Origin of the sequence: Paenibacillus amylolyticus, from assembly GCF_036894225.1 — a bacterium.
Classification (GTDB): domain Bacteria; phylum Bacillota; class Bacilli; order Paenibacillales; family Paenibacillaceae; genus Paenibacillus; species Paenibacillus amylolyticus.
The window spans coordinates 6808126-6827677 of sequence record NZ_CP145892.1; the positions used below are offsets into that span (position 1 = coordinate 6808126).

The 19552-nt window shown below is 44.3% G+C and carries 12 protein-coding genes; 1 reads left to right on the forward strand and 11 read right to left on the reverse strand.

Annotated features, from left to right (window positions below; translation table 11 throughout):
• Positions 1-76 precede the first annotated feature (76 nt).
• The 6 genes from V6668_RS29925 to V6668_RS29950 all read right to left on the reverse strand — a co-directional run bounded on the left by V6668_RS29925 (position 77) and on the right by V6668_RS29950 (position 9919).
• Positions 77-2254, reverse strand: a complete 2178-nt coding sequence (locus V6668_RS29925) for a hypothetical protein (protein ID WP_338707399.1) — start codon at positions 2252-2254, stop codon at positions 77-79.
• Positions 2255-2731: 477 nt separating this feature from the next.
• Positions 2732-4426 (reverse strand): diguanylate cyclase, encoded by a 1695-nt coding sequence (locus V6668_RS29930; RefSeq protein WP_338707400.1) that lies wholly within the window; start codon positions 4424-4426, stop codon positions 2732-2734.
• A 336-nt stretch (positions 4427-4762) separates the two neighbouring features.
• Complete coding sequence (locus V6668_RS29935) at positions 4763-5533, reverse strand: AAC(3) family N-acetyltransferase (RefSeq protein ID WP_338707401.1); 771 nt, start codon at positions 5531-5533, stop codon at positions 4763-4765.
• 160 nt (positions 5534-5693) lie between these two features.
• A complete protein-coding gene (araA, locus tag V6668_RS29940; RefSeq protein WP_017691494.1) occupies positions 5694-7112 on the reverse strand; it encodes an L-arabinose isomerase in 1419 nt (472 codons plus the stop codon).
• A gap of 309 nt (positions 7113-7421) precedes the next feature.
• Positions 7422-8117, reverse strand: a complete 696-nt coding sequence (locus V6668_RS29945) for an L-ribulose-5-phosphate 4-epimerase (RefSeq protein ID WP_127547460.1) — start codon at positions 8115-8117, stop codon at positions 7422-7424.
• Between the two features lie 176 nt (positions 8118-8293).
• Complete coding sequence (locus V6668_RS29950; RefSeq protein ID WP_338707403.1) at positions 8294-9919, reverse strand: FGGY-family carbohydrate kinase; 1626 nt, start codon at positions 9917-9919, stop codon at positions 8294-8296.
• A gap of 434 nt (positions 9920-10353) precedes the next feature.
• On the opposite strand from V6668_RS29950, the gene V6668_RS29955 reads away from it, so the two are divergent.
• On the forward strand, positions 10354-11445 hold the full coding sequence (locus V6668_RS29955) for a GntR family transcriptional regulator (RefSeq protein WP_036671907.1): 1092 nt from the start codon (positions 10354-10356) through the stop codon (positions 11443-11445).
• A gap of 157 nt (positions 11446-11602) precedes the next feature.
• Here V6668_RS29955 and V6668_RS29960 read toward each other — a convergent pair whose 3' ends face one another.
• From V6668_RS29960 to V6668_RS29985, 5 genes are all read right to left on the reverse strand, one after another.
• On the reverse strand, positions 11603-12367 hold the full coding sequence (locus V6668_RS29960; RefSeq protein ID WP_338707404.1) for a leucine-rich repeat domain-containing protein: 765 nt from the start codon (positions 12365-12367) through the stop codon (positions 11603-11605).
• A gap of 564 nt (positions 12368-12931) precedes the next feature.
• Positions 12932-14071 (reverse strand): 5-methyltetrahydropteroyltriglutamate--homocysteine S-methyltransferase, encoded by a 1140-nt coding sequence (locus tag V6668_RS29970; protein WP_338707405.1) that lies wholly within the window; start codon positions 14069-14071, stop codon positions 12932-12934.
• A 191-nt stretch (positions 14072-14262) separates the two neighbouring features.
• Positions 14263-16116, reverse strand: a complete 1854-nt coding sequence (locus tag V6668_RS29975) for a hypothetical protein (protein ID WP_338707406.1) — start codon at positions 16114-16116, stop codon at positions 14263-14265.
• An 11-nt stretch (positions 16117-16127) separates the two neighbouring features.
• On the reverse strand, positions 16128-18419 hold the full coding sequence (locus tag V6668_RS29980) for a glycosyltransferase family 2 protein (RefSeq protein WP_338707407.1): 2292 nt from the start codon (positions 18417-18419) through the stop codon (positions 16128-16130).
• On the reverse strand, positions 18419-19513 hold the full coding sequence (locus V6668_RS29985) for a bifunctional glycosyltransferase family 2/GtrA family protein (protein ID WP_338707408.1): 1095 nt from the start codon (positions 19511-19513) through the stop codon (positions 18419-18421). Before V6668_RS29985 ends, V6668_RS29980 begins: the two co-directional genes overlap by 1 nt.
• Between the last annotated feature and the right edge of the window lie 39 nt (positions 19514-19552).

Sequence of the window (19552 nt, forward strand, 5' to 3'; positions counted from 1 at the left end):
ACATAATAAGTTCTAAATTAAGTACATATGAGATCTTCAACCGAGATCCATATGTACTTAATTACATTTAATCATACTATAATTTCACTGTTTTTAATTCTTCAATTACACTCTTAATTATATTTTCAATAGGTTTTGCTAAGAATGTGCTATCCTCTTTATCATCAACCATCGTCAAAGCTTTCTTCAAAATAAACTCTATATCTTTTTTACGAATAGATGCTGAACCAGTCCCCCTATGTTTATAAGCAACATCCCATGATGCAAGACACTGACTAACAAGAAGGAGGGTTAATTCATTCTTTAAATCTATTGTAGTCCGTTGAACAATTCCATTTAAAATTTTAATCTTTTTACTATCTGTAGGATTACATTCATTTGAAAAGTTATCTTGCCAAAGTAGAGGCGATTTTATAAAATCATCTAGTTTAATACTAAAGTAACTCATTATATTTGATAATGGCTTAAGGTTATCATAACCATCCCACTGTAATTGACTAATTCGGTGAGTCATGGCCTTGATCTTAGTCCAATGATTATCATCAAGTTTAGACTTAAAATTATCTATAAATAGACTTACAGTCTCCCCAACAATTTTATACAGTTTTCCGTAGTCATAATCAGGTAACCCTTCAATAGTTTCTTCAATTTCTTCTCCTTTTGCATGTATAAATGTAATTAATCTCTCAATTTCCTCTAACAACTCGTTATTACCTTTTATTTCCTTTAATTCATTAGTTCTTGATAAAAACAATGAGTTTCTTTTAAAGTGCTTCTTAGCATCTTCAACTGAAGATCTATTTACTCCAATGTCAATATATCCTTTCATTGCACTAGATAAAACTTTAAATATATTCTTTTTTTTGTCCTTTATATCAATCGCGGCCAAATCCTCTATACGATCTAACTGTGTATAGGCCATTATCATTTTTTGACTATTTCCGTGAGTTATTAGATCTCTTATAGCTATATTTGCAGTCTGGTTAATAGGATTACTACCATTATCAACAAAAATAATTAAATCTGCTTTTGAGGCAGTATCAATAATCTCAGAATCCAAACTATCGATAGCCTTTGTAGAGTGCCCAATACCAATAGTATCAATTAACGTTACATTATTCAGATTCTCATTATTCTTTAGTCTGTAAGGCTTAAAGTTAGCCTTTATTCTAATATCCGTTACTAATGGAGCAAAAAGTTCTCCAAACTTTTTACCATCATTTCCAGCAAAATATTCCATGTATTTTAATATAGTATCTTTTTCACCTTCGGCAAACCAAACTTGTGGCCATCCATTTAATTTTTCAAATTCTCCATATTTCATTGCTGAAACTTTACTTTTTATTAGTGCTATTATCTCCTCAACCAAATCATCTATGCTACTACTTTCATCTTCAAAATAATAATCAATATAAAAATCCAATTTTTCATCGTCATCTTTAAAATTAATATGTTGATTTTCAAAAAAAAGTTCGGCTTCGTTCTTTAAGTTTTTCGTTTTCTCAACAAATTGCTTTAAGGCAATATAATCAGAATTTCTTTTTTCGTCATCTCCAGAGGGTTTTCTAAAATGACCTAATATATAACCAAGTTTAAACTTCATATCTGCATGTGTTAATAATGTGTCTGCAATAGTTTCATCATCGTCTTCATCATCATCACCAAGAATTTGCTCTCTGATTGCTGCAATTATATTTTCTTTAATATATTGTTCTATTTGGGGTTCGCTTGCAAATACCACCGCTGCCTTTGCTTGTTCACTATTATTAAAGATGTATTCGATCCTCGCTGTAGTTGTGCGATTAGATGAAACTGCTGGAAAAGATATATTTGAAGGATTCGTCCCTATTAAATTCCGTATTAAGCTAGTTTTCCCTGAACCTGTAGGTCCAATAGCAGCCACAGTTACATGCTCTTTGCTTCTTGTATGACTTTTAATTTTACTATCTAGTAAATCAGATTTACTTTTATTTTGTTTTTTCAAAATAGCTCCAAAAAAACAATCAATTGTTTTTTCTTCAAATCCTTTAGATCTAGATATCTCCGTAGTTGCAATTTGGTAATTGCTTAAAAGCCAATTTAATTCCTCAACAATCTTTATTGCTAGTTCTTCATTGTTACCCAGTCCCTTTTTAATCTTTTTCCCTTGATTACCCGTTGAATCTAATACTATAGGATGTCTAAACTCAGTGAAAAATGCTTTTCCCTCCCCATTCTGTTTTAGATTTGCAGTATAATTAATATCTTTACGCACGGGATTTCCTCCTTTTAAATAAATGTTTATTTCATCAATAAATAAAATCACAATTTTGATTTATTCCAAAAAAAGAAGAAGTTAGAGGTGCAATACACACCTCTACTATAACCACTACTTAAGCTTTATGTAACCGATGTTTACTTTCAAATTCAATGCTTATTTTCATTACTGCCATAATTGTCAGATTAAGCTTCCACTTCATATACATCCCCCCTTCCAGAAACCACTAAAAATGTGACTGGGTGTTCCTGTGTAAATTATAGTCACATCCAGTCACACTGTCAATTAAAATTTTCAGGATATCTAGATGACACATTCTACTTATGGTATTTGAGGTGATTACGCATACAAAAAGACGCTCTTATTAACACTTTACAGTGTCTTCAGAAGCGCCTTCTCAAATACTCTATATGGTTTAATTTCTTACAACTTTTGGGACATCTGATAAAGGAATCTTTATCATCCTCATAAAACTCAAATAACTTCCCGCTCAAACTCCGCAAACTCCACTCTGTTCCGCCCATTCTGCTTTGCCTGATACAACGCCTTATCCACCGCGGCAAACAGCTGGGTCAAGTACCCCTCCGGATTGTCCGGCACATGGACAACTTCAAAGTCCTCAAAGGAAAGAATCCCAATACTTATCGTAATGGACACCTGCATAATCTCGTGATCCACCATGATGTGGTTGGACTCCACAGCTGTTCTTACGCGCTCCGCGATCTGGTTCGCCAGATCATGCTCCGTATGCGGAAGGTAGATCATGAACTCTTCCCCGCCATAGCGCGTCAGGATATCGGTACTGCGAATGGATTGTTTGACCGCCTCCGCCGTGCGGACGAGCACTTCATCCCCGATGACATGCCCATAGCGATCATTGATCGCTTTGAAGTAGTCGATATCGAGCAGCAGGAGAGAGAATGGTGTTTTGTATTGAATATTGGTAATGACCTCGTGATTCAGATGTTGGGTCAGATAACGACGGTTGTAACAGTTGGTTAAACTGTCCGTCAGGGCGAGTTCCTCCAGTTTGCGATTGGCCTCGGATAACTCCTGACGGATCAAGTCTAGCGCCTGGTTTCGCTCCTGTAGCGTTACGTTCTGGCGATTCATCTCTTTCACGTAGAAACGCTCCTGCGAGACATCCTGGAACGTGAGAATATGACCGATCGGCACAAGAGCCGAATCCACAATCGGAGAAGATTGCAGGATATAGTGCCGGATATTGTTGTCTCGCTCCACGATCACTTCAATGTGAGAGAGGGTATTTTCTTTTTTCTTATAATGATTCACGAACTCCCGGCAGCTGCCCACAACATGAACAGACTCCAGAAAGGCTTCCATATCAAAAGAATCCCCCACATGCAGATCCATAAAGGATCGAGAGGCTTTGTTCGCTTCAACAATAACTTCATTCTCATCCAGTACCAGGATGCCATATGGAATGGTATTGATTACGTCCTCATGGGCGATAGAGACCAGATCGAACACATTGTATCTTTTGATCACATAGACAAAGAACAGGTCCGACAGAAAGATCCCCAGCGAAGTCATGCCAGGAATGATCGGCAACCACCGGGCTAGAACGACATTCAGAATCGCATCAATTGTTGCAAAAACAGCCAACACCAAGATGCCCCACAGGGTGATTCTCACCTGTTTTGTGATCATGGCAGACGTCTGCGAAGAATACACGGCCCGGAATAGAACCACGAGAGAAGTCAAGAAATAGCTCACCAGAATAGTCATCACAACCCAGAACCAAAGGCCGTAATCCCGCTCGATGTACCCGCCCTCCAGTGGAATGACGAACTCGTTCCATGGATTTGCGACCACACCTATAGCCCCGATCACCGCAGGGACAAATAGCAAGAAGGTTCCTTTTGCACTCAGACGCTCTGAATAACCGGTAATAAAGATCGTCAGTAGAAGCCACCCGCTCCCAAGCAAGGAGACCGCAACGAAAGATAAGGTAACGTAGAACAATTGCAGACCGGAATCATCCGTGAGCGTACTCGCAAATTGACAGAAAGGCCAGAGCATCATCAACCCGTGAAATAAAAAGTACACTTTATGTAAGTTCGTAATTCTAACTGTAGCAAACACATATACACCTACACCAAACAAAAGGACAAATAAAAAGAGATCATACCATACTAAAGGGTTCACGAATCTTCTCCTTCTTAGATGCTACAATGACAACGTGGTTGTTCATGATTCTATGTGATACTTATATAAAACTTCAATAAACACCTATACAATTCTGCTACGCCAAACTTATTGGTTAATTTAACCATATCTTATCACACCACCATAAGGGTGAGTAGCCCATACACTGGAAGTCCGACCAACCTCTGATCGAAATGCTGATCTATTTCTGATTATTTATGAATGCTTCTGAAGGTTTAGAGTACTAACAGGAGAGGAAGTTCATCTGCTCTGAAGATATTTGGACATTGTCATGTGATTCATATTGAGCCATCCGGCTATCGGACGGCCCTTACATCATTCGTTTACTTCATCCAGAGGGAGATTGTCCGTGAATAGATCGGGGTTATCCTTCAGCATCTCCGTGATTACCTCTGCCGTCTTAGTCGCATCACACACGCTAACAACCGCATCACCGAGCTTTCCTTTATGCATCGCACCTTCGCGAACCAGTACCTCATCTACTTTCCAGAAATGCTCCGACCATGGCAACCCACAATGTCTGCGGGATGGTACTGAAATCTGACTTCCATCCGGTAAAACTGTATACAGCATCTCATGCTCGTCTGTCATTCTGCCAGGTATGTCCACCCACTCTTCGACCCCGTGGATAAATGTATTCCGCTTCAAATCAACGCCCACTAACAAGATGGTCGCTTTCCGATCGAGTAGTTTCCCCCATGCTGAACCTCTCGCACACGGTGTATCGAAGAGATGATCGTCCTTCGTAAATGCCTCTGCGTCCCTTCCCAGTGCCGCTACCGAATGCGTAGGGTGCCACGAACGAACTACGCCCGCACGTTTACGAAAAAGTTCAGGCAGAATGCCCACGCAACAGGTAGAATTTTCCACGTGGAACACTGGGTTATCCGCATTAATGGTAGACCACGTATGAGTGGGAAGCACCAACAATCCCTCTTTCATATAGTCGCTAAAGGCATCCAACACTGTGTCTGCTCCACCTTCAACCTCGCCTATACTTTTCATTGAAGAGTGAATGAGCACCGTGCCTTGCCTATCCACACCAAGCTGCTCTAGCTGCTGCATCAAGCTTTCTTTTGTATACATGTCCTTCCTCCTTCATTTCTTATCCCTTTTCGATGAAAAAGCAAAGCCTTGCTCAGCTTCACATCATGCTTCTCAGCATAACAAACAAAGGGCCGAGGGTTAACCCCCGGCCACAGAGAAAAAAATTGGTTGAGTTCAGGCAGTAGCTGCTAATCCACTTTTACTTAATAATAACGTACTCCAGATTCACCAGCTTCGCATATGTCACGATCTGATCTGTAGTCAGGTTCAAGGATACAACCGTATGGTGACCACCACCATTTTCGATCCATGCTTTCACTCCATCTTGGAAGTTCGGCTTCACGCTCCACAGAACACGTGCTACCGGCAGGTTAGGTGCTGGAACGGTTGGCTCAAATGCGGATACTTCATTGATCAGCAGTTTGTAATGTGTACCGAAGTCTGCCATGGATACCACGACACCTTCGCCTGCTTTACCATCGAATACGAGACGTGCCGGATCTTCACGATCGCCAATACCCAGTGGGGACACGATGATTCTTGGTTTCGTGCTGGCAAGTGTAGGATCAACTTCAAGCATGTGAGATTGAAGAATCGCTTCCTGTCCAGCAGCCATCTCGTATGTGTAATCTTCCATGAAGCCCGTGTTCTCGTTATGGGCCATGATTTTTAGCAAGCGATCCAGCGCAGCTGTTTTCCAGTCACCCTCACCGGCAAATCCGTACCCTTGAGCCATCAGGCGTTGTACAGCCAGACCCGGAAGCTGTTTCATGCCATGCAGATCTTCGAAGTTTGTAGTGAAGGCACTGTAACCACCTTCGTCCAGGAAACGTTTGATCGCAATTTCATAACTCGCTTGCACACGTACGCTGGCTTCCCAAGCTTCCTTGCTGTTCGTGCCGTAATCGAATTCGTAGAGGTCTCCATACTGAGCGATCAAATCATCGATTTCCTGCTCTGTTACGGCGTTCACGTATTGCACGAGGTCGCCAATGCCAAAGTAATCAACGGTCCATCCGAATTGGATCTGTGCTTCTACTTTATCACCTTCGGTTACGCCCACGTTGCGCATGTTGTCACCGAAGCGCGCTACTTTGATGTTAAAGCTCTCATTATAAGCTACCGCTACGTCCATCCAGTCAGCAACCTGTTGTTGCACTTCTGGGCGCTCCCAGTAGCCAACGACAATTTTATTTTGTTTTCTCAGGCGGGCATTAATGAAGCCATATTCACGGTCACCGTGTGCCGCTTGGTTCAAGTTCATGAAGTCCATATCGATGGTTGCCCAAGGAATGCTTTCGTTGAATTGGGTTGCCAAGTGCAGCAAAGGTTTTTGCAGCAATTTTGTACCACGAATCCACATTTTCGCTGGGGAAAACGTATGCATCCATGTGATCACACCTGCTACTTCGTCACGGTAATTGACTTCTTTCATCGTGCTCGTGATTTTATCTGCGCTTACCGCCAGATCCTGCAATACGAGCGGGTACGGCAGTACGCCGCTTGCATTAAGGGCATCCGTAATTTTCTGTGCGTTGGCTTTTACTTCACCCAGTGCTTCTTCTCCGTACAAGTGCTGTGAACCGACCACAAACCAGAATTCTTTTGCTGCTGACATATAATCATCCTCATTTCATTATTTTATAGTTGAACAAATGGGTTACACTTACCACTCCGATTGCAATACCATCTTCCGATCGCTGGTTATCCCCGGATTTTTTGATTCCCTTTTTGCAAAGGGAAAATCCTGTGATAAACGCGAAGTATATCCTTCCGAAGTAGCTTTCTTGCAGAAAGCTTTTAGCTTCGCTTCTTCAGATTGGTTCTGCACTCTCCGTTATCGTGTAAAAAGTATAGTTGAACAAGTCATTCCCACACTAAACCACTTGGAAGCCAGAACATGCTTCCAGTCACTGTTATAACCTAATTACTTTTGTCCGTAATACGCGTCTTTTCCGTGTTTTCGCAGATAGTGTTTATCCAAAATGCCTTGTGGCAGTTCCTTCGCGAAGTTATTCAATTGCCGCGCGTACAGGTTCATTTTGCACACTTCCTCCAGCACGACACTGTTTACCACCGCAGACTTGGCATCTTTCCCCCACGTAAACGGTGCGTGACCATGGAGCAACACTGCTGGAACAGCCATAACATCAATCCCACGCTGTTCAAACGTTTCAATAATGACGTGTCCTGTCTCCGCTTCGTATCCACGATCAACCTCATCCTGGTTCAGGAAACGTGCACAAGGCACTGCTCCATAGAACGTATCTGCATGTGTTGTACCCATTACAGGTACGTCCAGTCCGGCTTGCGCCCAGATAGTCGCCCACGTGGAGTGTGTGTGCACGATGCCACCAATCTCCGAGTAATGCTTATATAGTACGGCATGTGTTGCAGTGTCCGAGGAAGGTCTCATTTCACCCTCCACCACGTTACCGTCCAGATCAACCACAACCATGTCGCTTGCTTTCATCGTATCGTAGCTGACGCCACTTGGTTTGATCACGAACAGACCGCTTTCCCGATCGATTGCGCTGACGTTACCCCATGTGAATTTCACAAGTCCGTGCTTTGGCAGTTCCAGATTCGCCTGGAATACCTCTTCTTTCAGTTGTTCTAACATGTTATTCCCTCCCGTTCTCTAAATAGTGAATGTTCAAAAAGTCGGTTTTCAGTACCGAGAAGATGGGATGAAGCTAGAAATGGAGTAGCGGAGCGTAGATAGAGCTACGTGAGCCACGGACATTTCGGCTGAATTCCATATTCGATGTTGATGATGCCACTAGGCATCCTTCGTAATCAAAAGCGGTCTTTTTGAACAACCTCTACCAGATGATCTACAGCTGCCTGCTCAATTGTGAGCCCCTTCCGGTAGCGTTCGATAAATGCTTCGAACCCTTTCACATCCGATGCATCCGGCGCCACTTCGACACCCTCCACATCGTTAAAGACTTTCTGCTCCAGGAACACATCCAGGCTCTCCTCTTGATCCTTGTTGATCATGTACGAAGCCAGAAGCGCCATGCCCCATGCGCCGCCTTCACCAGCGGTAGACATTACCGACACCGGTACGTTCATCGCAGCAGCTACAATCCGTTGCCCGACGACAGGAGTCTTGAACAGGCCACCGTGAGCCAAAATGCTGTCAATCGCCACATTCTCTTCTTCCGTCAAAATGTCCATACCCAGCTTGAGTGCACCGAAGGCACTGAACAGATGTGTCCGCATGAAGTTTGCCAGATTGAAGTTGCTTTCCGGGGAGCGGACGAACAATGGACGGCCTTTCTCAAGTCCCGTAATGTTCTCACCTGAGTAGTAACCGTAGCTGAGCAAGCCACCACCATCAGGGTCTGCCTCCAAAGCCTTGTTAAACAACACGCTAAACAACTTGGCGTTATCCACTTCATATCCCATTGCTTGAGAGAATTCACGGAACAGTCCAACCCATGCGTTGATATCACTGGAACAGTTGTTGGCATGCACCATCCCTACTGGACTGCCATCCGGCGTGGTGACCATATCGATCTCGGGATACACTTTGGACAATTCCTTCTCCAGTACGATCATCGCAAATACGGATGTGCCAACGGAGATGTTGCCCGTACGTTTTCTCACGCTATTTGTTGCCACCATACCCGTTCCGGCATCGCCTTCTGGCGGGCAGAGCGGAATGCCTGCTTGCAGATCTTGCGAAGGGTCGAGTAACTTGGCTCCCGCTTCCGTTAGCTCACCTGCATTCTCACCCGCGAGATATACCTTGGGCAGAAGGTCCTCAACTTTCCACGGATAACCTTTGCCTGCGATCTGTTCGTCGAACTGTTGGATCATGGATGGGTGATAGTTATGTGTAGACTCGTCAATTGGGAAAATGCCTGAAGCATCGCCGATCCCAATCGCCTTATTGCCCGTCAGCAACCAGTGGATGTATCCAGCCAAGGTTGTCAGGTGATCGATCTGTGGTACATGCACCTCTTCGTTCAAAATCGCTTGATACAAGTGGGCAATGCTCCAGCGTTCCGGAATATTGAATTGCAGAAGCTCTGTCAGCTCCCTTGCAGCTGCTCCCGTCGTAGCGTTACGCCAGGTGCGGAAAGGTACCAACAGTTCACCCGCGCTATCCAACGCGATATATCCGTGCATCATGGCCGAGAATCCGATGGAACCGACCGTGCGCAGCGTGATTCCGTATTTCTGTTCCACATCTTGCTTCATCTCACGATAAGCCGTTTGCAGACCTGTGATGATATCCTCCTGGTTGTACGTCCAATATCCATCTTTCAGGAGGTTCTCCCATTCATAACTGCCTGAAGCGATGGTCTCAAAACGCTCGTCAATCAACACCGCTTTAATCCGCGTTGATCCAAATTCAATTCCGAGCGAAGTAGCGCCCTTGGTAATGGCTTCTTTCAAGTCCAATTGACTCATAATCACGTGTATCCCCTCTCCGGTCGCGATTTCACATCCCAAAGGATGCATATATAAGGTGAAGCTTTTACTTATGGCAGTAACTAATAATGAATTTTGTATAAATGCTTCCTGTTGTGTTTTCAAAGAATGCGCTTTCCTTTTCTGACAGCCTTAGTATATTTTTTGTACGTACATTTGTCAATAATATATAATAGTTATACTTACAAAGGACATATATTGTGCTCATTTTGACCATTCAAAGGTCTTATATGGCTATAAAAAGGCTATGCTGTAAGGTACACCTCTCTCTAAAAAGACCTGATGTGTACGGTTTACTTCAAAAATTGTGCTGTTTTATATGCATTCAAACTGAATCATGCTAAAATATGTACGTACAACTATTTGAACAACAACGTTGATATAGATGAGTAACGATGAAAGAAGTGGACTACGTGAAGCCAAAATATCAGGTCATCATTGATGATATAAAGAGTCATATCCTTTCGGGAACATATAGCATAGGCGAACAGATCCCCACCGAGTTGGCATTACAGGAAAGCTACACCGTAAGTCGCCAGACGGTGCGGAAGGCTATTTTGGAGTTATCGAACGAAGGGTTTTTACGCAGCGAAAAGGGTTCAGGGACTTACGTTAGCAATCAGTATCGATCACGATCAGGTGGCAATACGTCTAAGAAAACGATTGGTGTGATCACGACATACATCTCGGATTACATCTTTCCGTCCATCATCCGTGGCATCGAGAGTCGTCTGAATGAGGACAACTACTCGTTACTGCTGGCCAGCACCAATAATGATGTAGCGCAGGAGAAAAAAGCCCTCGAAATGATGCTCTCCTACGGCGTGGATGGCCTGATTGTCGAACCGACCAAAAGTAATCTCTACAATCCCAACATTGCATACTACCTATCGTTCAAAGAGCAGGATGTGCCGTTTACGATGATTAATGCATTTTATGAGGAGCTGGAGGTTCCGTTCTTCTGCCTGGATGACGTGCAATCCAGTTATCTTGCCACACGTGAATTGATCGCCAAAGGCCACACCCAGATCGGCATTATTGCCAAAATGGATGATCTACAAGGCAAGTACCGGATGAAAGGATACATCAAGGCACTGGGTGAAGCGAAGTTACGGTTCCATCCTGAGCAAGTGCTTTCCTTTGATACCGCATCGAAACCGGATTTATCCTCTAATGTAGCAACGTATCTGGACGAAAACAGGGATTCGCTCACCGCGATTGTCTGTTACAACGATGAGGTGGGACTGGAGGTCGTGAACGCCTGCAGGCAACTGGGCATCTCGATCCCGGATGAGTTATCCATCATTGGGCAGGACAATTCGTACATCGCCAAGAACGCCAACATCAGGCTAACAACGCTAACCCATCCCCAAGAACAAATGGGCCGCGATGCTGCCGACTGGGTAATCAAGAATCTGCAAGGCAAAAAGGATCTGCCAACGAACACCTACTATCAGCCGGTGCTGGTTGAGGGGGAGACGGTGAAGGAGATCGTAGTGGAATAATATTGTTGTGGGACGGGCGTTAAGTTGTTACCGAGCGTTTCTGTCCAACATAATTAAAGAAGGCCGTCAGAATATCCGCGGCCTTCTTTGTTTTTGTTCAATATAATGAGGGATTAACTTCTTCTTACATATACATATACATTTTCTCTAATCGAAACTACTTCGCCTGATCCGCTTCATCGCTTACCAGACTTACAACGACGCCTTTCTTCTCCAGCTTTTTCACAACCTGCTCTGCACGATCATTCAGCGGATTATTAGCCAAATATACCTCTGTTAGATGTGGGATGGTTTCGAGCACTGCAATATCCTCAATGAGGTTATCTTCTACATATAGATACTCCAAGGTCGGATGGTTCTTGAAAGGTGTCAGATCTTGAATTTTATTATCATTCATAATGACCCATTCCAACTTTAATTTCTGAAGAGGACTTAGATCAGTCACCTGATTCCCACTGGCGAGCAGACTGGTCAGTTTATGCATATTTTTTAATGGAGCCAGGCTTTTGATTTTGTTATTGTCCATAACCAGATTTTGCAGATTAGTCAGACCTAAAAGTGGGGAGATATCTGTAATCTGATTGCCTCCAACAGCTAAGAACGTCAATTTTTTTAGCTTGTTGAGTGGCTTAATATTTTTTATATTTTGACCAGGCAAGAATAGATCCGTCATATTAACGGCATGTTCAAGACCTTGCAGGTTAGAAATCTTACTTTTTGTTTCCATAGCATATAGGGATTTTAATTTTTTCAAATCGGCAGCCTTTATTTCCTTCTTAGCCGACATCTTCAGATCTGCTCGAATAACTTTGGCCAAGACCGGGTCCTTAATAAGCGACGACGCAGCCAAAACGCTCGTTGCCGGTAATAATACAAAAACCAAACAAAGTACGATCAACTTTTTGATGAATTGATTATGCATGTAGAATCTCCTTACATTATTTAATACTACAAATATACCATGATCTGGAATTGAATACATGGATATTATCTTCATCCTATTTTATTAAAAACCCTCCTGCTCTCATCCTATAACTGTTCCGTTAAGAACGGATAATGGACTACTTCAACAAGGAATGTAACCCTCTGTGCTTCATACCGGAAAACTTGTGGCTGAGGGTAAGCCCGCAGAGATGATAACCGCACCACAGGTCAAAGACATTTTTGGATTGGAATGTACGGTCATAGAAGACCCCGTCTCGGGATCACCGATGGTAGTACCTAAAGGGCGATATCATGCGAGATAGACCAATAGCGGCAGTTGCGACAAAGATCCCTTTGTCCTAACTGTCGCTATTTTATTTCGTCCACCACACCTCTTCCTCAGTCATGCCGCTTCCCTGTTCCGTTATTCTTATCTCTCTCCCTTGCTTTACTATCTTGGCTGTTATGGGCTCTGATCAAACATCCACTCTACAATGAGGACTACACCAAAAAGCCATACGGATGATGGTCCGTATGGCTAAGATGAATGACGTTGAAAAAGTTACTTCCAAAGCTCTTCAGCAATTTCCTTAATGAAGGAAAGCTTGCGCCATTGCTGTTCCTCGGTCAGATGGTTGCCTTCTTCCGTGGAAGCGAAGCCGCATTGCGGGCTCAGGCAGATTCGATCCAGATCAACATATTGTGTAGCTTCCTCAATCCGTTTCAGGATATCTTCCTTGTTCTCCAACTCTCCGAATTTGGAAGAGAAGAGGCCAAGTACAACCTGCTGATTGTCCTTCAGGAAACGAAGTGGCTTGAAGTCACCAGCCCGTTCCGTATCAAACTCCAGATAGAATCCAGAGTAGTTATCGATGCTCAGAAGTGTCTGCGCAATCGGCTCATAACCGCCACCGACTCCTGCAAATGTCGAAACATAATTACCGCGGCAGACATGAGTGGTTACCACGAGGTCTTCCGGCAGGCCAGATACCACATCTTCGTTCAGTTTTGCGAGTTCGTTTGCGTACTCTTCCACATTAACGCCAATCTGCTCCATCACTGTGATGAACTGTTGGTCACACAATGCACCCCACGTGCAATCATCAATCTGGATGCTGCGGCAGCCGGCTTCATAAAAAGCCAGGATGGATGCTTTGTACGCCCCAGCAATGTCCGAGAGAAGCTCTTGGCGGTTCGGATAGATGGCCTGTGTGCTTTCCTTATTATCTGCCCGGTCCAATTCGAATAGGAACTGGGCTGCTGCTGGAATGGACTGACGGGCAACAACGTCTTCCCCAGCCGCTTCTTTCAAGAAGGCATAATGCGCTACAAATGGATGACTGCTATAGCTGATTTTGCCGCTCAGACGAGCTGTTTCCGGTCTGGATGTCGCACCGTTGAATCGGTAGCCTTCCTCAATGATCGTCCGCTCTACACCATCCAGTCCCCAGAAAAAGTCCAGATGCCACCAAGAGCGGCGGAATTCGCCGTCCGTTACAGCCTGAAGGCCAACCTCTTTTTGCTTCTGTACAAGTTTCACAATCTCGGCATTCTCCACTTCATTCAACTGTTCCGTGGTAATTTCGCCGTTCTGGTATTTTAATCGGGCATCTTTCAACGCACTCGGGCGTAGGAAACTGCCCACAATATCATATCGAAATGGAGTGACTGTTCGTTGTTTAGGTTTTGTTTGTACGCTCATAGTTTAATCTCCCCGTTTATCATTATAGAATTAAATATAACATATCCGATCGGAATAACTGTTCTACAAAAGAGTTATAGCCCGCTATAGGTATTAGCTATAGCGGGCTATATTTAAGGAGACTCTATATACAATCATGTACCAATCTTACCTGACCGGATGTCCGGAACAGGATCTCAACATCTATGTTCTCAAGTCAACGTAAGAACGATCTGATCCCCGGAACGGGTGATTTTGTAGATACCCTCCTGCATGTCGATGCCATAATGCTTTTTCAGCAACCACTTGGCGTTGAGATCGGTCTCGACGACCACTAGATAATCGTAGCCGCTCAGAAGGTTGTCCATATTGTCCTCATAGAACAACACAATCCCATCCACATGAGGAGCATACAAGAAATACTTCCCTACATATTGCATGTAATAGTTCGTGACCTGTTGGTCCCTGTCTGAGGCGTAGAAGAGATATCTGTTATTATCCTCTTGCCCACCTGGGTACCACCGATCACCAGTAACTGCATGAATCTTGTAAGGGAGCGTTGTATCATAGCTTTGGGCGATAGACACGATACCATTATATTCGGACAAAAGGATGGTGGCCGCAACCGCCATACAGCCGATGATACCTTTTTGATAATGACCTTTTGTCTCAACCGTCTTAAAGGACTGATAATCTGGTACTTCACCGATCCGATAGTGGAATGATCGCTCCAGGTCGATCGCAGCGCACAACACCAGCCCACCGGCGAACAGCACCACGATACTCGATGCATAACGCTCAAATCCAGCCAGGACAATTGCTTCATCCAATGGCATGGAGAAGAGATACAACGCCAAAATACCCGCATAGTACAGTAACAGAACAACGTCCAAAGCAATTAATGCTTTCCACAAGTTCCACTTCTTCTTAAGCACCACGATGGCAAATACAGATGCTGCAATCGCGATAAGCTGGAAAATAACAATGCCGATCACTGGCCGTGTCGTCAGATCCGTACTGGCCTTGAGGAAAGTCCACAGAATCTCACGCATCTGCTCTGGCGTTTTGCCGGCTTGAATCCCCGAGGTAGCCACATCGAACTTGTTATCAATCCCTTGGAACACCGTTGCCATTCGCCAGCTCCAGCTGAAGTAGGGAATCAGCGCACCACAGATCGTACCCACTACAGCGAGTGCTGTTTTCCAACTGAACTTTTGTTTATGTTTTAGCCATGTATACACTAGGAATATCAGACCGATCGCGGCGAAAATAATACCCGTGCTCTTGATGATGGTCAGTAATCCCGCAAGCGGAAGAACAACAATACATGCCTTTTTGATCTCATTACGATATTGGTAAATCACTGCCAGGATCGCGAGTGCGTAGATCGGAAGCAAGAAATCCACGAGCAGGTTAGTGATCCGAATCGTAAGATTGAAAAACGAAAGTGTAGATAACCCGAGTCCAAGAAAAGCATACAGAAGAAAGCGTTTCTTCTCCGAAACGATGCCAAACATGGCATAAAAACAGGAAAAGATAAGCAATCCCTGTGCCAAGAGCATTACGGACTGGGAGTGCCCCATGAAGCGACAGACATAATAAATAAACGACGAAGTCCCCAGCGGATAGTTTTTAAAATCAATCAGGTTGGAGTCTGGCGTCGGAAAGGCATCTGTACTCAACATCTGCTTCAATACGATAGCCCAGTGGGAGAAATTATCGTAATGTGTTAATTGGTTCTGAAAGAGCACCAGCAAGAAAACAAAAGTCCCTGCCATGAATGAAAATTGGAATATGGAAAAGGACATACGTAATGATGCCCCTCGGCGTAGCCTAAGAATCAACAGCCACCCATACAAAAACAAACCTGCAATCAGAATGACAAGACTGCCCGTAAACAGCTGCCCTGCCAAACCACTCATGAAAACAAGGCAGGCAATCGAGGAAAACACAAATACAGGGATGAATTCCCAACGTAGTGAAAGTGCCTTCCGTACAAACTGCATATAACCAAGAAAGGAGAATATCAATAAAACTCCCATCACAAAATGAAGCACAATGAGCATCTCTATCTCTCCTAACCCTCTCTGGTGGAACGATCGGAATGTGGCTGAATCAAATCAGTCAGCAATTGGTCGATCATGCCCTTCTCCACAATATCATCGATATTCTCCACCGAGAGAAGCACTTCGCGCTCACGGGCTGTCGTTTTTCCCGTATGTTGCAAAATGACTTCAATATTACTCTTCGTATAAAAAGTAACGACCGCTCCTGCCGCAATTTCACCATGGAAACCCGTCGCGGAGAAGAAACGATAATTGAAGCTGCGCAGCGTACAGCTAGCATCATTGGTGAAATGAACTGGAAGCTGAAGGGAAAGTCGCGGCATTTTTCGCTGATCCGATCTGGGTTGAACAATCCGTTTTTTCACATTACGTAACATATCATCATAAGCCGTATCCCACAGATTCATCTGCTCTGGCAAGGAGTGTTTACGGTCGTAGATGATTTGCATGTATTGGCGGTTATCATTCTCATCAATCGGCTGAACCGTTGCGCAGTAACGCCAGCCTTCTCCATCCTGTTTCACATAAACGATGACTGCATCGAGATTGGCCTCATACCGATCGGTTTTAACAACCAGAGAGATGATTTTCTGCTCAGCCAAATAAATGGGATATGGGACATAGAAGGCAATACCTTGCTCAGATACATCCACCGTCTTGGCCTGATAACGCAGATTGTTGGCTTGGTCGTGAATCGTGACATCTTCCTGCGCCCGAATCCGTTCTGTCTCCCGGTACGCACGGCGGCCAACCATGAAGAACAGGGCGTAACACAGCGCAATCATGTTATGAATCAGCCAGAAAATAATAATACTGCTGAAGAACAGCGCAATGCCGTACTTGCCATTCACATACCGAATCACGGCTGCAATGGAAAGCAACAGCAAGAAGATATGCGGAAGTGCATATAACAGAGCAGACATCCATTGTCGACCGCTTGCTCTGCTTTTGTTGGTGACCTTGAATTTTTTCTCGCGAATTCCCAGCGTCTCCAAGAGAACCGGCCAGATCAGATAAGGCATGAATATGGTATCGATGACCTGACTCCATCGCTGATTCCGAATATTGCTGGACAGATACCGCATGGATACACTATAGAAGAAATAAGATGGAAGCCAGAATATTAGGATTTGCCAAAAGGTTGTATTCACAATCTGGAAGTCGAACAACGCAAACAAAATAGGTGCCAAAATGAAAATCAACCGATTAAAGAAGGACCACCAGTATAAGAAACTGCTTAAGTAGGTCACTCTCGTCCAGAAAGGAAGCTTGCCAGATAAGGGTGCACGCGTATTCTGCAGGCTCTGAATGATACCCCGTGCCCAACGAATCCGTTGTTTAATCATGCTCTTCACTGTTGTTGTTGTCTGCCCGGCAGCTTGAACCTCTTGAGTCGCATAGGTAATATAACCTTCCTGCTGCAAGCGGATGCTTGTCTCAAAGTCCTCGGTGATTGTATTGAGTGGAAAACCTCCGATGTCTTCCATGCCCTGCCGGGAAATGATCGTATTACTTCCTGTATAGGCTACCGCATTGGAGGCATTACGCAGGATGTTCACTTCTCTGGAGAAGAAATCCTGTTCATTCGGAATACCTTGCTCTGCATACAGGTTAAACTGGAATAGATCCGGATTGTAGAAGCTTTGCGGGGTCTGTACCAGACCAAGCTTGAACTTAGAATCCATCTCGTCCTCTCGGCGAGGACGCCATACCTCATTCTCCTTAATAAACGTGGAGAGCATGAAATAGGGTACCGTTTTCATCAAAAAGGTGTGCTGTGGAATCATATCCGCATCAAACGTTGCAATAAGCGGAGAAGAGCTTTTGCTCAGTGCATTGTTCAGATTGCCAGACTTGGCATCCTTGTTTCCGGGGAACCCCAAATATGCTACACCAAATTGTCTGGCAAGCTCCTCTACCTCTGGTCTTGCTCCATCGTCACAGAGATAGATATGAACCTTCTGCTTGTCCGGGTAATCCATGAACGTACAGGCATTAACGGTTTTATATAACAGATCAACAGGCTCATTATGCGTAGCAATAAATACATCCACATCCGGATAATACTCCGGCGGAACGATTGGAAAGTCGAGCTGTGTACGTTCTTTTTGCATCTTTTGAAAGAATAATTCAAAGGTTGTCAGTACGGTGACCGTCTCAGCCACAATCAGCAGCATACCAAAAATGACGTTCAGAACGCCCTCACCCCATGGCAACGTAAAGAACGTGCGCCATACCAAATAAATCGACATCAGGATCATCGTGATGACAAAAAAGATATTCTGCCTTTTTTCGTTTTGCACTACAACTGCTTCCTCCTTGCTGCAAATACCCATCTTCGCTGCAATTGGAAACTGAGCAGGAACAGCAAGGCATCACAGACGAATTTCGCCAATTTCTCATCTACGAAGAGAACGGTATGGAATATATATACACCGGTACTGGACAGCAAGATCACTACTCCGCATAACGTTAGATAGCGCCATAGACTTCCCTGGCTATCCTCCTTGCGGAATACAAAGTGTCTGTTCAGTACATAGTTGACCACAATGGAAATAACTCTCGCAATCACGGTTGCAAGCAGAATTCTTAAATAGTGCTGCTCACCCAATACGGGCCGTAACGCGTCGATCAAAAACCAGGCAATGCCCAAATCTATAACAGAACTGGCCACCGATGAAGAAATGAACCGCAGGAAATTGGAGAACAACACCCCCATGACCCGAGCACTATCCTGGATCGCTTTAAAATGAGTGCCTGCATTGCCATTTTCATAAATGACTTGAATCGGCATGGTATGGATTGGTATACCGGACTGAATGCACGAGATGAGCATCTGCAGCTCATATTCAAATCGAGTGCCACGAACATCCTGCATAAACGCAAGTAACCCTGGACCGAAGGCACGAAGCCCAGTCTGGGTATCTGACAGTTTTTTACCATACAGCATGGCAAAAATAAAGGAGGTCATCCGATTGCCTAACAGGGACTTTGGGGGTATATTCCCCTCGCTGAAGTTCCTTACCCCGAGCACCAATGAGTCCGGATAAATCCTTGCTTCTTGGGCTATGCGGTATACATCCTCAGCTGCGTGTTGTCCATCTGAATCAGCGGTTACGACGAAGGAAGATGCGTCGAATTGCTTCCCAATATACTCAAATCCGGTCTTGAGTGCCGCACCCTTCCCCTGATTTTCCGTATGTGTCAGCAGAGCACAACCGTTCTCACGAAGCTCCTCGAAAATCGACTGGTAGGCCTCACCAGATCCGTCGTCTACAATAACAATATTGGTCAATCCATACTCTCGCAATTGCCGTACATAGGTTGGAAGTCTCTCATCCGGTTCAAGTGATGGAATGAGGATGATCGCTTCGCCGTTTTGTTTACCTATAATCATCCTGATAAGCCTCAATTCGACATATTTCTACAATTTTTT

Bases quoted from the DNA above. Each gene is read 5' to 3' on its own strand.
- V6668_RS29935 (WP_338707401.1), bottom strand. From the start codon at position 5,533: ATGTATACAAAAGAAAGCTTGATGCAGCAGCTAGAGCAGCTTGGTGTG.
- araA (WP_017691494.1), bottom strand. From the start codon at position 7,112: ATGTCAGCAGCAAAAGAATTCTGGTTTGTGGTCGGTTCACAGCACTTG.
- V6668_RS29945 (WP_127547460.1), bottom strand. From the start codon at position 8,117: ATGTTAGAACAACTGAAAGAAGAGGTATTCCAGGCGAATCTGGAACTG.
- V6668_RS29950 (WP_338707403.1), bottom strand. From the start codon at position 9,919: ATGAGTCAATTGGACTTGAAAGAAGCCATTACCAAGGGCGCTACTTCG.
- V6668_RS29960 (WP_338707404.1), bottom strand. From the start codon at position 12,367: ATGCATAATCAATTCATCAAAAAGTTGATCGTACTTTGTTTGGTTTTT.
- V6668_RS29970 (WP_338707405.1), bottom strand. From the start codon at position 14,071: ATGAGCGTACAAACAAAACCTAAACAACGAACAGTCACTCCATTTCGA.
- V6668_RS29975 (WP_338707406.1), bottom strand. From the start codon at position 16,116: ATGCTCATTGTGCTTCATTTTGTGATGGGAGTTTTATTGATATTCTCC.
- V6668_RS29985 (WP_338707408.1), bottom strand. From the start codon at position 19,513: ATGATTATAGGTAAACAAAACGGCGAAGCGATCATCCTCATTCCATCA.